This is a genomic window from Aquimarina latercula DSM 2041, from assembly GCF_000430645.1.
GTDB lineage: Bacteria > Bacteroidota > Bacteroidia > Flavobacteriales > Flavobacteriaceae > Aquimarina > Aquimarina latercula.
On sequence record NZ_AUMK01000003.1, the window covers coordinates 543,389 to 560,391 of the forward strand.

19 protein-coding genes are annotated in these 17,003 nt (G+C 31.0%); 9 read left to right on the forward strand and 10 right to left on the reverse strand.

The window, feature by feature from the left end; all coding sequences use genetic code 11:
- The first annotated feature begins 22 nt into the window (after positions 1-22).
- Positions 23-2,215, forward strand: a complete 2,193-nt coding sequence (locus H526_RS0102585; protein WP_035084169.1) for an acylase — start codon at positions 23-25, stop codon at positions 2,213-2,215.
- Between the two features lie 70 nt (positions 2,216-2,285).
- Here the strand turns inward: H526_RS0102585 and H526_RS0102590 are convergent, their stop codons facing one another.
- From H526_RS0102590 to H526_RS0102600, 3 genes are read right to left on the reverse strand one after another with little or no spacing between them, the layout of a single operon-like run.
- On the reverse strand, positions 2,286-2,531 hold the full coding sequence (locus H526_RS0102590) for a hypothetical protein (protein ID WP_027391547.1): 246 nt from the start codon (positions 2,529-2,531) through the stop codon (positions 2,286-2,288).
- A 21-nt stretch (positions 2,532-2,552) separates the two neighbouring features.
- Positions 2,553-4,115 carry a protein adenylyltransferase SelO gene (locus tag H526_RS0102595; RefSeq protein ID WP_027391548.1) on the reverse strand — a complete coding sequence of 521 codons (1,563 nt, stop codon included), beginning with the start codon at positions 4,113-4,115 and terminating at the stop codon, positions 2,553-2,555.
- 56 nt (positions 4,116-4,171) lie between these two features.
- Entirely contained in the window at positions 4,172-5,221 is a 1,050-nt protein-coding gene (locus H526_RS0102600; RefSeq protein WP_027391549.1) for a DUF3667 domain-containing protein, read from the reverse strand.
- Between the two features lie 201 nt (positions 5,222-5,422).
- On the opposite strand from H526_RS0102600, the gene H526_RS0102605 reads away from it, so the two are divergent.
- Positions 5,423-6,985 carry a M28 family metallopeptidase gene (locus H526_RS0102605; protein WP_027391550.1) on the forward strand — a complete coding sequence of 521 codons (1,563 nt, stop codon included), beginning with the start codon at positions 5,423-5,425 and terminating at the stop codon, positions 6,983-6,985.
- Between the two features lie 75 nt (positions 6,986-7,060).
- Here the strand turns inward: H526_RS0102605 and H526_RS0102610 are convergent, their stop codons facing one another.
- From H526_RS0102610 to H526_RS0102620, 3 genes are read right to left on the reverse strand one after another with little or no spacing between them, the layout of a single operon-like run.
- Positions 7,061-7,975 (reverse strand): DUF5777 family beta-barrel protein, encoded by a 915-nt coding sequence (locus H526_RS0102610; RefSeq protein ID WP_027391551.1) that lies wholly within the window; start codon positions 7,973-7,975, stop codon positions 7,061-7,063.
- Positions 7,965-8,513, reverse strand: a complete 549-nt coding sequence (locus H526_RS0102615) for a YceI family protein (protein WP_027391552.1) — start codon at positions 8,511-8,513, stop codon at positions 7,965-7,967. The genes H526_RS0102610 and H526_RS0102615 overlap by 11 nt, the downstream gene beginning before the upstream one ends.
- A gap of 4 nt (positions 8,514-8,517) precedes the next feature.
- Positions 8,518-8,943 (reverse strand): OB-fold protein, encoded by a 426-nt coding sequence (locus tag H526_RS0102620; RefSeq protein ID WP_027391553.1) that lies wholly within the window; start codon positions 8,941-8,943, stop codon positions 8,518-8,520.
- Between the two features lie 252 nt (positions 8,944-9,195).
- On the opposite strand from H526_RS0102620, the gene H526_RS0102625 reads away from it, so the two are divergent.
- From H526_RS0102625 to H526_RS0102655, 7 genes are all read left to right on the forward strand, one after another.
- On the forward strand, positions 9,196-10,326 hold the full coding sequence (locus H526_RS0102625; RefSeq protein ID WP_027391554.1) for a LytTR family DNA-binding domain-containing protein: 1,131 nt from the start codon (positions 9,196-9,198) through the stop codon (positions 10,324-10,326).
- A 346-nt stretch (positions 10,327-10,672) separates the two neighbouring features.
- Complete coding sequence (locus tag H526_RS0102630; protein WP_027391555.1) at positions 10,673-11,521, forward strand: hypothetical protein; 849 nt, start codon at positions 10,673-10,675, stop codon at positions 11,519-11,521.
- A gap of 105 nt (positions 11,522-11,626) precedes the next feature.
- Positions 11,627-11,974 carry a cytochrome c gene (locus H526_RS0102635; RefSeq protein WP_027391556.1) on the forward strand — a complete coding sequence of 116 codons (348 nt, stop codon included), beginning with the start codon at positions 11,627-11,629 and terminating at the stop codon, positions 11,972-11,974.
- 10 nt (positions 11,975-11,984) lie between these two features.
- Positions 11,985-12,413 (forward strand): OB-fold protein, encoded by a 429-nt coding sequence (locus H526_RS0102640; protein WP_027391557.1) that lies wholly within the window; start codon positions 11,985-11,987, stop codon positions 12,411-12,413.
- Between the two features lie 19 nt (positions 12,414-12,432).
- Positions 12,433-12,978: a YceI family protein gene (locus H526_RS0102645; RefSeq protein WP_027391558.1), complete on the forward strand. Its 546-nt coding sequence runs from the start codon at positions 12,433-12,435 to the stop codon at positions 12,976-12,978.
- Position 12,979: 1 nt separating this feature from the next.
- The gene (locus tag H526_RS28125; protein ID WP_035084173.1) at positions 12,980-13,894 is read left to right on the forward strand and encodes a DUF5777 family beta-barrel protein; all 915 of its coding nucleotides are present in this window, start codon (positions 12,980-12,982) and stop codon (positions 13,892-13,894) included.
- 16 nt (positions 13,895-13,910) lie between these two features.
- On the forward strand, positions 13,911-14,309 hold the full coding sequence (locus tag H526_RS0102655) for an acyl-CoA thioesterase family protein (RefSeq protein ID WP_027391559.1): 399 nt from the start codon (positions 13,911-13,913) through the stop codon (positions 14,307-14,309).
- A 281-nt stretch (positions 14,310-14,590) separates the two neighbouring features.
- Here the strand turns inward: H526_RS0102655 and H526_RS0102660 are convergent, their stop codons facing one another.
- The 4 genes from H526_RS0102660 to H526_RS0102675 are packed head-to-tail and all read right to left on the reverse strand — an operon-like array spanning position 14,591 to position 16,945.
- Entirely contained in the window at positions 14,591-15,256 is a 666-nt protein-coding gene (locus H526_RS0102660; RefSeq protein ID WP_027391560.1) for an SCO family protein, read from the reverse strand.
- Complete coding sequence (locus H526_RS0102665) at positions 15,228-15,791, reverse strand: toxin-antitoxin system YwqK family antitoxin (protein ID WP_051335938.1); 564 nt, start codon at positions 15,789-15,791, stop codon at positions 15,228-15,230. Before H526_RS0102665 ends, H526_RS0102660 begins: the two co-directional genes overlap by 29 nt.
- Before the next feature lie 37 nt (positions 15,792-15,828).
- The gene (locus H526_RS0102670; protein WP_081415532.1) at positions 15,829-16,605 is read right to left on the reverse strand and encodes a YHYH protein; all 777 of its coding nucleotides are present in this window, start codon (positions 16,603-16,605) and stop codon (positions 15,829-15,831) included.
- Between the two features lie 37 nt (positions 16,606-16,642).
- A complete protein-coding gene (locus tag H526_RS0102675) occupies positions 16,643-16,945 on the reverse strand; it encodes an EF-hand domain-containing protein (RefSeq protein WP_027391563.1) in 303 nt (100 codons plus the stop codon).
- Positions 16,946-17,003 lie beyond the last annotated feature (58 nt).

Consider the following 17,003-nt stretch of genomic DNA (forward strand, 5'->3'; position numbering starts at 1 on the left):
TATTTATTATATAACTAACTCTATGATACGATCAAAAGTCATATTTTTTTGCATTACCTCTTTCCTACTCTTCTCTTGTAAAACTGAAACCAAAATAGAACTTAGTGATGAAGAAAAACGTTGGCAAGAACATTCTTTAAATACCACGATTATAAGAGATGATTTTGGTGTACCACACATTTATGGAAAAACAGATGCTGATGCTGTTTTTGGATTATTATATGCGCAATGTGAAGATGATTTTAATCGTGTAGAACAAAATTATATTTGGGCTACAGGTCGATTAGCAGAAGTAGAGGGAGAAAAAGCTCTTTATAGTGATCTTAGAGCTAAATTATTTATGACCAAGGAAGAAGCAATAGCTAATTATGAACAGAGTCCACAATGGCTTAAAGAATTGTGCATTGCTTTTGCTGATGGGATCAATTACTATCTAAAAACTCATCCTGAGGTAACTCCTAGATTACTAACACATTTTGAACCATGGATGCCAATGTATTTTAGCGAAGGTTCTATTGGTGGTGATATAGAACGTGTTTCTACTCGCAAAATTAAAGCGATGTACGAAGGCGGTATGGAACTGCCAATATCAGAAGTGGTGGCTTTAAAAAAGGAAAAGGAAATGCTAGAACCGCAAGGTTCTAATGGAATTGCTATTTCTGGATCATTAACAAAATCAGGAAATGCGATGTTATTAATTAATCCACATACTTCATTTTATTTTAGAGGAGAAGTGCATGTGGTAAGCGAAGAAGGATTAAATGCATATGGAGCTGTTACTTGGGGACAGTTCTTCGTATATCAAGGTTTTAATGAAAAAACTGGATGGATGCATACTTCTACGTATACTGATGTTATTGATGAATTTGTTGAAACAACTATTGAGAAAGATGGTAAACCTATGTATAAATATGGAGATGAACTAAGACCAATAAAAGAGTACAAAGTCGTTTTAAAATATAAAGAAGATGATACTTTAAAAGAAAAAACATTTCCGGCTTATAGAACCCATCATGGTCCCATAACCCATCTTAAAGATGGTAAATGGGTCGCAACGGCATTAATGTGGGAACCAGTAAAAGCATTAGAACAATCCTACATACGTACTAAACAAACTGGTTATAAAGGATTTAGAAATATGATGAATATAAAAACGAATTCATCAAACAATACCGTTTATGCAGATGCCGAAGGAAACATTGCATATTTCCATGGTAATTTTATCCCAGTTAGGGATCAATCTTTTGATTATACCAAACCTGTTGATGGAAGTAATCCTAAAACCGATTGGAACGGATTACACCCTGTTAATGAAGCTATAATGCTTTTGAATCCTAAAAATGGCTGGTTACAAAATTGTAATTCTACACCATATACCGCAGCATTAGAGTTTAGCCCAAAAAAAGAAGAATATCCTGCATATATGTCTATTGACAGAGAAAACTTTAGAGGCGTTCACGCTATTGAATTATTGAAGGACAAGAAGAATTATACGATAGATAGTCTTATATCGTTAGCCTATGATCCATATTTACCCGCATTCGAAAAATTAATTCCCGGACTCGTAGAAGCTTATGATAAAAATGATAAAATAAAAGAATTAAGCAGTACTATCGAAATTTTACGTAATTGGGATTACAAAACTTCCGTAGATTCCAAAGCAATGACGCTAGCACATTTCTATGGGACCAATTATGCAAAAAAAGGGAAAAGACCAGAAGAAAGAATTAGTGATATGGCACTACTCACCTATTTTGGTGAAAAATCTCCGTTAGAAGAAAGACTGTCTATTTTTAAAGAAACTCTAGCTCAAATAGAAGAAGACTTTGGAAGTATCCTTCCATGGGGAGAGGTAAATCGTTTTCAACGTATTAATGGAGATATAAAACAACCATTCGATGATAATAAACCTAGCACTCCGGTTGGATTTGCATCTGGACGCTGGGGAGCACTTGCAGCATATGGAGTTCGGTATACTAATAATACTAAGAAAATTTATGGTACTAGAGGAAATAGTTTTGTTGCAATTGTGGAATTTGGTGATAAAGTAAAAGCAAAAACTAGTTTAGCTGGTGGACAAAGTGGTAATCCCGATTCTACACATTTCGACGATCAAATAGAACCGTATGTAAATGTTCAATTTAAAGAAGCTGCATTCTACAAGGAAGATGTAGAAAAACGTGCTAAAAAAACATACCACCCAGGAGAAAAATAACTTAAACTAAAACAATAAGTTTAACACTATAAATTATTTAGAATCAATTGTTTAAATTTTAAAAAAATCATTAGACTAAAGATACATTATTCAAAAAATTAATAACCTTTTGTTTTGGCATTTCGCAAGGTTTTAATAATTCGGAAGTAGAAGTGATGTAATAATTTAAACTTATGAAATCATTTCCTTGTAGTTCTTTTGCATATATTTTAAAAGACTTTCCGTTATTAAAAACTTCTTTGGTTATGCTATACTTAACATTGTTATAAATCCCTTCGGAATATCCTTCTTTAATATTATTTATTACATCTAACATAAATTTCACTAATATTTATTATTAGGAACTACAAGATAGCATAGAACAACCTACCTTATCTCTTGCCCAATCGGGACGTTTAGCAAACCATTTATCGTATTCAGGTTGTTCACTATAGGGTTTTTTAAGCATTTTATACAATTCATCGATTAACATATAATCACCTTTATCAGCGTCGTCTATAGCTAACTGAGCCATATAATTACGTAATACATACTTAGGATTAATAGTATCCATTTCTTCTTTGCGTTGCTCATCACTTAAAACCTCTACATTCAATCTATTATCATACATTAAAAACCAATCATTCCAACGTTGTAGAACATCCTCCTTTACATCACTAAGTGTATAAAATGCTTCCGAAACTATTTGCATCCATTGATTATAACTTCCTTTTTTATAAGTACTTAAATTTCTAAAAAAAATAGTCATATCAGTTTCTACAACCTGAAGTAATTCTTCTAATTGTTCTATAATATGCTGATCTTCGGATTGCTTAGTAAACAATCCTATTTTAGATGTCATCATATCGATATATTCATTCTTATAAGAATTTTGATAAGCGTACAAAATATTTTCTAATGGATCTGCTTCTTCAATTAACGGGAACAACGCATTCGCTAATTGATAAAGATTCCATAGAACAATTTCTGGTTGTGTACCATATCTATAACGTTTAAACTGACTATCTGTAGTATTAGGAGTCCATCCATGATCATATACTTCTAACCATCCATAAGGTCCATAATCTATTGTTGCACCAAGAATAGACATATTATCAGTATTCATAACTCCATGAACAAAACCTACTCGCTGCCAATCTATAACCATCTTCAAACTTTTTTCACTAACTAATTTAAAGAATGAAATATAGGCCTCCTTACCTGTGTTTGTTATCTCGGGATAAAAGTATTTGATGGTATAATCTGTTAATAATTTCAACGTTGTATGATCTCCATGAGCGGCTAATACTTCAAAATTACCAAACCGAATGAAAGAAGGTGCAACTCTCGATACAACGGCTCCTTTTTCATATGCTGCATTACCATTATATAATATATCCCTTAATACTTGATCACCGGTAATAGCCAAAGACAAAGCTCTAGTTGTAGGAACTCCTAAATGATACATGGCCTCACTACATAAATATTCGCGTATCGAAGAACGAAGAACTGCTAAACCATCAGCATTACGAGAATAAGGCGTCTCTCCTGCTCCTTTTAATTGAACTGCCCAACGCTTAGAATTATGTACAACTTCCAATAAGTTAATAGCACGTCCATCTCCCAATTGTCCAGCCCAGTTTCCGAATTGATGACCTCCATAATGCATTGCATAAGGTTTTGTGTTTTTCATCACCTTATTACCGGTCATTATCTGTAAAAACTCTTCGGATTCAACATCATCTTGACTTAAGCCTAAATCTTGTATTACTTCATCAGAAACATGCAAAATTGTTGGATTACTTGTTTTTCTTGGAGCAACATAAGAGAAGCAAGCATTTCTAACCTGTCTACGAGAGTTTTCAAGTATCGGGTCCGAAGGCAATTCTTCAGAAAATGTATTATTTATATTCAACTTCATCATAACTTCTTTAAAAATGAACTTCTTTGTTAATAAGACATTTTAATTTATAATCTTCAATATAAAAATATAGACACCAAAATAATACCCGTAAAAGCTAGCGGTACAATAATCATCATATACACATAACTTACTACAAAACCTTTAAAAAAGGCTCCTATCCAACTACCTTTATAAAAATTCTTAAACGCTAGAATCAAATAAATAATGAAAGATAAAAAGAATAAAACTTGTACCCATATAGGGATATCTACAAGTAAATTAACAAAAATCAGAAAACAAAATGAGGTAAAAACAAATGTGAAAAAATAAAAACTAAATACCATATGATGTGCAAAGGTTCCTTTTGTCCAAAAGAATATTTTTAACAAAAAAGCGAATAGTGGTAGCATTAAGAACATTGTAATAGGAATCGTATCATAAAAAGTTTTTAATATTCCTCCACCCTGTTGCTCATAAAACTTCAATATTTGAGTGAAAAATTTTTTAGTAATTGCTCCATCATTTTCATCAACCCCCATAATCTTGAGTTTCTCACTTTGGGGAGCACCAATAGTTATCAATGAATCTAACTGTTGGCGTTTAAAATTAAACGAGAGCTTTGGATTTTTTTGTTCCGCAGAAATCACAGAATCTATAATTTTAATATCCTCACTTGCTATATTAGCAAGTGCAGCGTTTTCAGTTATTGCTTTTTTAGCAATTTCGATACCAATTGAATCTTTTTTAAAATCTAAAGAATCTAACTTGATATCTTTACTAAATTCTTTCTTGAACTTTTTATTAAGGGTATTATCGGCTTTCCTTACAGTAAATGAAAAAATGAAAAAGAATACAACTGATATAAATAAATAAAATTGAGCGGGATGTAGGTATGAAAGACGTTTCCCATCTACAAAACGTCTTGCCAGTATACCAGGCTTAGTCATTAATGGGACGAAACTTTTAAAGAAACGAGCATCTACCGCAAAATAATTCCCAATAGTATTACTAAATAAAACTCCAAAAGTCAATTTATCAGCTGCCTCTTGCCCACAATATGGACAATAATCAAACGACTCATCGAAGGATTGTTCACAATTTTTACATTGGTTGGTAGTAGACATTTTTTAATCATTTAATTAAATGTATAAAACGAAATTACAAATATAATTTGATCTATCTATACTAACATCTATCCACTTAATCTAGAATTAAAACGCTATAAACGATTTGATCAATTCTATTTTTTCAGCCACTTAATAAAATCATATATAAATTCTTGTATTTTTGGCTCAATCAAAAAAAATTAATATTCACACATCTTTATGAAAAAAGTATTTTCTGTTTTGGCTATTACAGCTCTTATTGCAGCTTGTGGTACTACCAAAACAACAACAAAATCGGCAGAGACAAAAAAAGTTCTTAATGATCCGGTAACATATGCCAATACAATTACCTCCGAAGATTTAAAAACTGCATTATATACATATGCATCGGATGAGTTTCAAGGAAGAGAAACTGGTAAGCCTGGTCAAAAAATGGCTATTAACTTCCTAAAAGAGCACTATATAAAGTATGGTGTCCCTGCTGCTAAAAGCGATGGTAACTATTTTCAGGAAGTACCTCTTGAAGTTGCAGGTAACCCTGAAATCAAGCTAACTGTTAACGACAAGTCATTTACATACATCGAAGATTTTATATCTTTAAGTGCAGGAAAGACAGATAAAATTTCTATCAATGAAATTGTTTACGTTGGATTTGGAATCGATGATGAAAAGTATTCTAGTTATTCTGATGTTGATGTTAAAGATAAAATTGTTCTGATTAAATCAGGAGAACCTAAAAACGAAGATGGAACTTTTATGGTTACTGGAACATCAGAAGCGTCTAAATGGTCTAATATGAGACAACAGTTTGCCGCTAAACGTACCGCGGCAATAGACCAAGGAGCTAAAGCTATTTTATTTTATTTCCCAGAAGTGTATCAGTTAGCAGTTGCACAATTTGCTAACTCCTCGGGTAGAATGTCACTCGCTGGCAATGAAGAAGATCCTTACTTTTTACTTCTCAATGAAGATTTAGCAAAATCAGTTCTTAGCGATATTGCTACTAATGATACATCTAGTATCATTAAAACAAAAATCTTTATGGATTACAAAAATGTTTCTGAGAAGATAACTTCAGAAAATGTAGCTGCATTTATCAAAGGATCTGAGAAACCTGATGAGGTTATAGTAATATCTGCACATTTAGATCACGAAGGAGTAAAAGACGGAAAAGTATACAATGGTGCTGACGATGATGGATCAGGAACCGTTGCGGTGGTAGAAATTGCAGAAGCTTTTTCCAAAGCTGTAAAAGATGGTAATGGTCCGAAAAGGTCAATCTTATTTCTAAACGTTACTGGAGAAGAAAAAGGTCTTTTGGGATCTCGCTATTACACTGATAAAGATCCAATTTTTCCATTAGAAAACACAGTTGCAGATTTAAACATCGATATGATCGGTCGAATAGATCCAAAACGTAAAAGTGAAAATAGAAATTATGTATATTTAATAGGAAGTGATAAGCTAAGTACGGAACTTCATAATATTTCTGAAGAAGTAAATACAAAATATACAAATGTAGAATTGGATTACACTTATAATGATGAGAACGACCCTAATCGTTTCTATTACAGATCTGATCATTATAATTTTGCAAAAAATAACATCCCAGTAATATTTTATTTTAATGGTACTCATGATGATTATCACCAACCAAGTGACACACCTGATAAAATTGAATATGATTTACTAGAAAACAGAACTAGACTAGTTTTTCATACAGCATGGGAATTGGCGAACCGAGAGAATAGAATTATTGCAGATAAAGCGGAAAAGAAATAACAAAAGGTATTTCCGCAGTAATAAAAAAGAGGCTTAACAAATTGTGTTGAGTCTCTTTTTTTATGTATTATAATGTTAAGGTTGTTTTTGCTTTAGATGCAGTGCAAAAGTCGCCGTAAAACCAAAAGTAAAATTACCATCCTGTAAATTAAAATTATTAGGCGTCTGTGTTATAAATACATCTTCTACAGTACTCCAAGCATTAGTCATGTGAAATTGTAGCATTAAATCACTTAATTCCCAGTTTACTCCTAGCGCAAAGGCTCCATAAGTGTCTACAGATTTTATAGGATTTGCAACATAATAATACTCGGATACAATAGATACATGACCACCTACTTTATATCGCCCTCCAATACCAATAGCGAAATGATTATTAGGATCTTCATCTGATAAAGAAGAACCTCTATGAATAAATGTTGGAGAAATCTGTGCAGAAAATTGAGGAGTAAATTTACGAGCTATTAACACTTGAGTAGTAAAAGCTAAACGATCTCTAAAAGATGTATCCTCGAAACCACCATAAATTGCAGACCTACCCTCACTCTCACTTCTATATGAGGCATTTTGAAAAAGAGTAACACTAACAAATGAGTTTTTAGATTTTTTACGTTGACGTAATAAATTATATTTCAAAAAACCATCATACACATCTTCTAAAGTGGTCCAACCTATTCCTGTACTCAATCTATTAGAAATCCCATATTCTAGAGCAATTCTTGCACTCCATTTATCAGCTATAAAACTCTGCCCTTGATAATTAGGTATATTCCAATACCTATTCATTGCCATAACTTGCAATACACCTTCTTTCCTATTCTCTATAGAATGGCCTATCGCAATTCTTGTCGATTTAAAAGTAGCAATTTCATACTGAGGAATATCTGGATATTCTTTTTCTAAAGTTTCCAATAAATCCTGAGCGTTTATAGAAATACCAAATCCAATTAGCATAACTATGAATAAAAGAAAAAACTTATTATTTCTCATATGGTTGATATTCAAATCTAAATTTAATTGATATAACTTCTGCGATATTAGGTCTAAGAATAGGTGGAATTTTAATTTCAAAATCCTTCACAACTACTTCAAAATCTCCTGTTATGACATGTTTTCCATCGATATTTTCAATACTGGTTTTAATCTCAACTTCTTTAGCTATATCCCGTATCGTAAGTGTTCCTTTTACAAATTTGGTCTGAACACCTTCTAATAGTGGATCGAAATCCAATATTTGTCCTTTAAAAGTAGCTTTAGGGTATAAGTCCGATTCAATATAACTTTCATTAAAATGTTCGTGCATTAATGACTTTTTAAATACAAATGCATTCATAAGCATACTAATCGCGATTTCATTTTTTGAAAGGTCTATAATACTTAAAACTTGATTATTTTTAGCCTCTATATTTTCTACAGAAGTGTATGAGAAAAATGAAACTTGCCCCTGCCGTGTGATAATCTGATCTGATTTAATATCAGAAGATCCAATGTTGGTAACAAGAAAAAGTAAAACAATAACTTTATTCATTGGTTTATTGGTTAATAAGCATACAATTTAATAAAATAACATCTTTTAGAAAGCCTTTACAAACCCCTTTTAATTCTATTTTTTGACCTTTTTTAAGACTTTTTACTATCCCCAATTGATCAGACTGCATATCACATAAAACACTAGAATTTTTATTCTCACCTTCTAAAATAATAGTATTCCTATTATTTAAAAAAGTAACTTCTTTTACAACTCCAACTACTTCTACAATTTTATTCTTATAAATTAAATTAGCGTCATTTTCATTATTTATAAACGATGCCGTTAATTTTTGGGAATCCGTACTTATTTCTGTAGATGCATTATTGATATCAATATGTGATGTATTATAGTACTCAATATAAAAGTATGCCCCTGCTATTAATAGAAGACTAAGAAGAAATATCGTTATTTTATTTTTTCTGTTCATTAATTAAAAGCTGGTTTTCATTTATTTATTATTAGAGTTAATTACGAGTGCAAATAAAGAAGAATTAATATACTCCAGAAAAAAAATAATGATAAAGATGAAAAATATGTATTAAAAAGGAAAAAAAGAGATTGAAATGAATTATTATTGTTCGTTGTTTTTAAATACGATAGTAAGAAAGTATGTTATTTTCGTTTTTAAAAAATTCTAAGCATTTTGTAGCTTTTAATTATCTTAAGTAGATATTAATCAATGAGAAAAGATCGATTATATTTTTTGACTTTTATTTCTATATCAGTTATATTTCTAATTATCGCATCATTTGGTGTAAAATACTTCATTAAAGTAAGTGCTAATCAGCTCATCGAAATCCAGTTAGAATCCAGCAAAAGAGAAGCTAACGAGATTTCTAGATTATCACATTATCAAATATCGGGAGGTATTGATAAACAAATTGTAATCAAAAATATTCAAAATACAATTGCAAATACACATAACGAAGCTTCTTTTATTTCTGTATTTGATTGGTCAGGAAAAGAAGTATGTCATCCGGACAGAACCAAAGTTGGTCAGAAAGTAAACTCTGATCAATCTCTTATTAAATCGCTAAGTGAAGAAGATAGTTCTGATAAACTTTATGATCTATTACTTAATCAAAGAAAAGAAACTGACAGCTTGCCCTCTATCGATAGAATCTCAGAAATTGTATATATAGCGCCAGTAAAAGATTCTGATCTTATTGTTGCAGCACACGTTAATTTAAACAAGGTTAGTGGTCAAATTAGAAAATTGAAAACAAGTTTTTATACAATTTTTGCGTTAATGGGAGGATTAATTATTTTATCTTCTTTTATGGCCGTTCGAATAATCGGAAGTTATTATGAAAAACAATTAGAGCAGAAAAACACAGACCTAGAAAGTGAATTACTGAATCTGTCGAAGTTAAACACCGATCTTATTGCTTATCAACAAAAAGTAGTCGAAAATACAGAGGAAGAATCTTTAGACTCGAACATAGAGTCCAATACAGAGATTACAAAAGAATCAAGTAAAAAGAGAATTCTTACTTACATCAGAAATGAGCTGATCCCTGTTCCGATAAATAACATATCTTACATTTATACAGAAAACACAATAACATATATTGTGTGTTTTAACGGTAAAAAATCTACAAGTAATGATAGTTTAGATGATATGCTAATGAATCTGGATACCTCATTGTTCTTTAGAGCAAATCGTCAATTTATTATAAGTATTACCGCAATTGCAAAAATTATAAAATACGGAAACAGTCAGCTTAAAATTTTGATAAAAGATGCAGATGTGGAAATAATTATTAGCAAGAATAAGGCTGCTGAATTTAGACAATGGTTAAATATCTAAGCGATATTTCTTAAAAACTAAATAAACAATTTCTTCTTTTTCCAATACTACCTATCGCCTAACTTTAACTTGTTTTTTACCGATTAAGGTCTATTGTGTTTCAGTGTAATTTAGGTAGACAACAGGTAAACATAGTATGATTATAAGATCATTTTTTTCATTGTTTAGGATCTAGCTACCACTACTAATGATATAAGTTTAAATAAACATATAGAAAAAAAAGGCTTGAATATTTCAAGTCTTTTTTTTCCTTTTTAACGCTACTTTTTCCTTCTCACATATATTTGTTTGATTCTACCTCCTTCATTGCCGGTTATTTGCATCATAAATCATAAATAATCTAAAAATGAAAAATTCAATTTTCTTATTATTCGCTTTCATATCATTATTAACAAGTTGTAGTAGTGATGACAATGATACAATTATCGAACCAGATCCCACTCCTGATGCAAACGCTGTAAGATTGGTTGCAGATCCTGAATTCGGAAATATCCTTACGGATGCAAACGGAATGTCTCTTTATTTCTTTTCTAGAGATACTAAAACGCAATCAGAATGCAATAACGACTGTAAAACAGCTTGGCCAATATTTTATCAAGCAGATTTAACATTAGATGATGGCTTGGATGCTGCTGATTTTGGAGTAATCACAAGAACGGATGGTGATAAACAAAACACTTATAAAGGATGGCCTTTATATTATTTCTTTAATGATAACGCAGCCGGTGATACTAACGGAGATAAAGTGGGTAACAATTGGTATATCGCAAAACCTGATTACTCTTTAATGTATGCAGAAGCTCAATTGATTGGTAGAGATAGTGACGGAAATGATCAAAATTTCACAAGTGAATATGTTGCTGGAGACGAGCTTACATTTTACATGACTAGTAGCACTGGTAGAACAATCTATGCTTTTGTTAATGACACTAAAGACGATAACAATTATACAGCACAGGATTTTTCTAATGATCCAATTTGGCCAATTTTTCATATAGATATCGACAAACTTCCAAGTATTTTAGATGCTAATGACTTTGGTACTATCGATGTATTTGGCAGATCACAACTAACCTATAAAGGAAGACCACTTTACTATTTCGGACAAGACATTGAAAGAGGAGATAACTACGGGATTAGCGTTCCATCTCCAGGTATATGGCCAGTAGTTAGTACAGATACCACAGCATTATAAAAATTTAATCTTAATGTCGTCATATAAATATTTAAGTAGTTAGTTGGTTATAAGAGGAAGATAAGACTTCTTGCTTTCTTCCTCTTATTTTAAATTTTTAAAAAAATGAATGATCTGTTAAAAATCAAAAAAATACTAATAATTACATTAAGTATCACCTTTCTTTCTTGCGAAAGAAATGTAGAAGAAGAATCTGGTATTATCTCAGAAGAATTATGCGATCCGGCTATATCTTTTTCAACTGATATTAAATCAATTATTGAAAATAACTGCGTTAGGTGTCATGGAGGAAACCAAGCTCCCGATTTAAGAACTTATGAAAACATAAGTAACAACTCAGAACGAGTTAGAACACAAGTAGTAAATAGGACAATGCCATTAGGAGGTTCTTTAAGCAATGATCAGATAGAATTGATCCGTTGTTGGATAGAAAATGGAGCTCTAAATAATTAAACCTAATATTATGAATAGTAAAACAAAAAGCATACTTAGCATATCCATGTTACTACTGATTCTAACAGGGATATTTATTTATAATAAAATATATAATAAACCTTTCGTCAATATATCAGAATCTGTACCAAATATATCGATAGAATCTAATGAATTAATAGATAGCTTTTCTAACAATGAAAATGAAGCAAATGCTAAATACTTAGAACAAATTATTCAAGTTCAAGGTTCTATTACAGAAATAACTTCTGGAAAAAACGGAAATAGCATCATTACATTAGGTAATGAGAATACTATAGGCAATGTAACCTGTTACATCACTTCCGAAGAAAGCTTAAAAACAAACAATCTAAACATAGGTCAGCATATCAATATTAAAGGCATCTGCACAGGATACTTAATGGATGTAGTATTGGTTAAATGCGTGATTATTGAATAAACCATAAACTTAAAAAGAAATGAAATCTCTATATATATCATTATTCACAATATTACTTTCCACTGTCTCCTTTGGACAGGGGAAATTTTTAACAAAACAAGGATATACTTCTTTCTTTTCTGCCACACCAATAGAAGATATAAAAGCAGAAAACAATCAGGTATTAAGTATTATAGACACATCAACAGGTACAATAGCAATATCTATTTTGATGAAATCATTTATGTTCGAAAAATCGTTGATGCAAGAACATTTTAATGAAAACTATGTAGAGTCTGACAAATATCCTAAGGCAATATTTAAAGGCCAAATTTTGGATTTTAATACACTAAATAAAAATGAACAAACTGTATCAATTGTTGGTGATATTACTATCCATGGAGTAACAAAAAAAATTGAAACTAAAGGTATAATTAGCAAAAACAAAGAAAATATATTCTTAAAAGGAAACTTCCCAATAAAGGTGGCTGATTTCGAAATCGAAATACCATCCGTAGTAACTAATAATATAGCAGAAAGTATAAAAATAACATTTGAATTAGATCACAAACCTTATAAAAAATAATATGAAGAATTTTTTAATTGTTTTTGCACTTTGGGCTATGAGTTCTAGTTCATATGCACAAGATCTACTGGATATTTTAGAAGATGAGACTCCACAAACAAAAAACTATACTACTTCTACCTTTAAAGGAACTAGGGTTCTAAATGGGCACTCCGTAGAGAATAGAAATAAAGGAACATTAGAATTTGTAATATCACACCGTTTTGGACGAGTTAATCTTGGAATTGATGAATTATATGGATTGGATCAATCTAATATCCGTTTTGCTTTTGAATATGGATTGTCTGATAATATAATGTTAGGAGTAGGTCGAAGTAGTTTTGACAAAACATATGATGGCTTTATTAAATACAAATTCTTAAAGCAAAGTACTGGTAAAGGATCATTCCCATTTACAGCATCACTTTTCTCAAGCATTGCTTATAGAACATTAAAGGATTTTGATCCAGAAAATGAGCCTACTTTTAGTCAAAAATTATCCTATGTTTCACAAATACTAATTGCCAGAAAATTTAGTCCTGCATTTTCATTACAAATTACCCCAACCTATATTCATAGAAATTCTGTGAAAATTAATGATGATCCACACGATATTTTTGCTGTTGGTATAGCTAGTAGATTAAAGCTAACTAAAAGAATATCTATAAACGGAGAATACTTTTATACTGCTAATCCGTTAGAGTCTATAGACGCAACAAACTCTTTAGCGTTTGGGGTAGATATAGAAACAGGAGGACACGTATTTCAAATAATTCTATCCAACTCTATTACTATGATAGAAAAAAGCTTCATCACAGAATCTACAGATAATTTCTTTGAAGGAGATATACATCTTGGTTTCAATATATCTAGAGCTTTTCAGATAGGAAACAAGAAAAAACGAAAACTTAACAAAATGAAGAATTCTGGAATATAATATCAAATAAAACAAAATGTTTAGAAGAAATTTTAAAGTTAAAGGAGAGGATGTTGATGATTATATGGTAATGCAAAACTCTGCATACATAGAATATACATCATCTGTATTACTTGCTTTATTATTTGACAAAGGGTATACCGACAAAAAAAGAAACAAAACAAAACTTAATGTACAGGAATCTATAGAATCCCTAAGCCAAAGAAAACATTTAATGTTTATGCAAGATTTTTTTATAAATCTGGAACTTATTTGTATTGATAATGACAGTCAAAAATTAACCATTAGAAATCGTTTTTTTAATGCTAATAATGAACTGTGTGCGACTATTAATAGCTATTTATATTGGTTTGATAGTGTAAACCAAGAAATTATCATACCACCAAAAAAAATGATAAACCGATTATTTAATTAAACTATTGGGTTAACCGAAGCAAGGGGGAAAAAATTGCTATGAGCGATAGTTAATATTAGATAATTGGTGATTAGAAAGGCTGAGTTGTTTTAAAACTCAGCCTTTTTTATAATGCTAGTTCAGATTTATATTATTGATTTCATCAAAAATAATATTTTAAAAAAACAACCCCTGCAATCATAGAGACTACAGGGATTCAGATTCAAACACAAAATCTATCTATAAATACAAAAGCAACTAACTCTTTTGTTTCTATATCATTGGTCTTGGGGTAAAAAAGTTTAAAATTTTTTTTCTGATTTTAAAGTATTTATGTCAATAATAAGCTGACCAATCGATGCCCTATTTAAACCATTATAAATACCTCGTATATGCTTCTTCTTATCCACCAAAACAAAATTTTCGGTATGAAGAAAATCCTCTTTCGTTTTTGTTTCTCCCAAATCCTCCTCAACGAAATAAAAATTACGTCCTAGATCATAAATTATATCACGATCTCCAGTCACTAAATGCCATTTAGAATTCAGAACACCCTTTAGTTCTGCATATTCTTGTAATATCGGTATCGAATCTCGTTCTGGAGTTACAGAATGTGATAATAATAAAACATCCTCATCATCTTTAAACTCTTCTTGTAGCAACAACATATTGGAAGTCATTTTTGGACAGATTCCAGGACATGTGGTAAAGAAAAAATCAGTTACATATATTTTATCATCAAAGGTTTCACTAGTTACAATCTCTCCTTGTTGATTCACCAAAGAGAAATCAGGAATTTTATGAAAACTATTAAGCTCTTTAGCATAAGGAGTTAACCAATGCGGTGTAAAACTTGCATCCTGATAATATGGTAACACTTCTACTCTACTAGTATTTTCTTTTTGTTTACAACTAAAAAACAAACAACATAAAATAACACTATAACTTTTTAAACTGTACAATTTCATTTTCCAATTCATAACATAAATTAGCTCTTTTTAAGCCAAAAACACGTCCGTTTTTAGCTTCGTAGTTAACATATAGCTTTCCATTCTCTAACCAAGCTTGTTGCATCCCATTTTCTTTTCCATTAATCAAATTAGTTTGTTTAGCCAATTGACCATTTGTAAACCATTTTTTCTGAACTCCGTTCCGAGTTCCTTTTATATAATTAGCTTCTGAAGCTATATTGCCATTTGACCACCAAATTTTCACAACTCCATCAAGGTGATTGGCTATATAAAATGATTCTTTTTGTAACAAACCATCAGAAAACCATTTTTGAGCTAAACCTTCTTTTTTACCTTTATAATAACCCACTTTTTCTTCAAGCATTTTATTAGAATGAAACTTTACAGCATAACCGGAAAAAGGTTTTTGCTCATAGTACCATTTTCCTTCAATTGCATTTAAAATCAACAAGTCCTTTGGCACCAAAATATTATTAATTATTTTTTTATCCGTATCAACAATATGATTTTTCCTATCTGTTTTACAAGCCATAAAACAGATAGAAAAAAAACTACTTATAAAAAAACATTTAATTAACCGCATTGGGAGTTCCATTAAATGGTCCAGCAAAAACTATATAACTACCTGTATTAGAATATAATTCATTAATAACATGATAATGATATTCAGCTTCTTCCGAATGCTGTGTAATATGAGTATGACCTCCAGAAGCATCTAAATCTGTAGGATACGTACCTGTAGAATTACACTTTCTACCATAGATAAAAAATCCATCCGATATAATCCCGATCAAATTTTCATCATCATTAGACCATGCTCTAGGTTCTAAATGATAATGATATACTCCAGGTCCTATATGTCCGCCCGTATAATCCAAAGATCCTGCTGCCTGATCTAGGGCACCATTTCCTTCTTGATCATTAAAAAGCGCTGCCCCACTCACAGCTATTCCAATTGTTCCCAACGATGTTGCTGTTGTGTTATTCGCTAATTGTGGATTAGCAGAAACTACTAAAGTGGCAGAAGCATCAAAATTAGGTATTATACTTGGTGTTGACGCAACATCAGGCTCCTCAATATATAATGCATTACCCTCACCCCAATAAGAGGTTGTATGATTAGGTCTTCCTGTAGTTTCAATAACTACATTAGATCCATCTAAATAAATATCTGTCTCATCAGTATCGAATTCTGCAAAAGCAGCGTGTAATTCGGCAACAGTACCATCATCATCCGTTGTAGATGTTCCATTATCATCACCACTACAAGCTATAAAAACAATGCAGACAACACAAATTAATAATGCTACAGGCATAATCTTTTTAGATATAAGTTTTATATTCATCATTACTTAGATTTAGTTAATTCTTTTTAGTCATAAATTATAGCTCTCTTTTCGGCGGTCCTTTTCTTTCAGGTTTAGGAGCTTTTTTTAATTCTTCTTTCGTAATAAACCCATCTTCATCTAAATCAATTTTCGCAAAATCTCTTTCTAAAGGTCCTTTAACTTCATCCTTTGCTAGTTTTCCATCTTCATTCTTATCCATCATTTCAAAAATCTCTTCAACAGTAGGTCTTTCTTTTCCTCTCTTCTTTTCATCTTTTGATTGTGCATTTGTTTTACATGAAAACAGTAATAAAGAAAGTGTCATTACTAATCCTAAATTCAACAAGTTACTTTTCATTTTTTTTATGTTTATGTTTCTTGTATAGACTATAAATTTCGTCAAAAGTATAATGCAA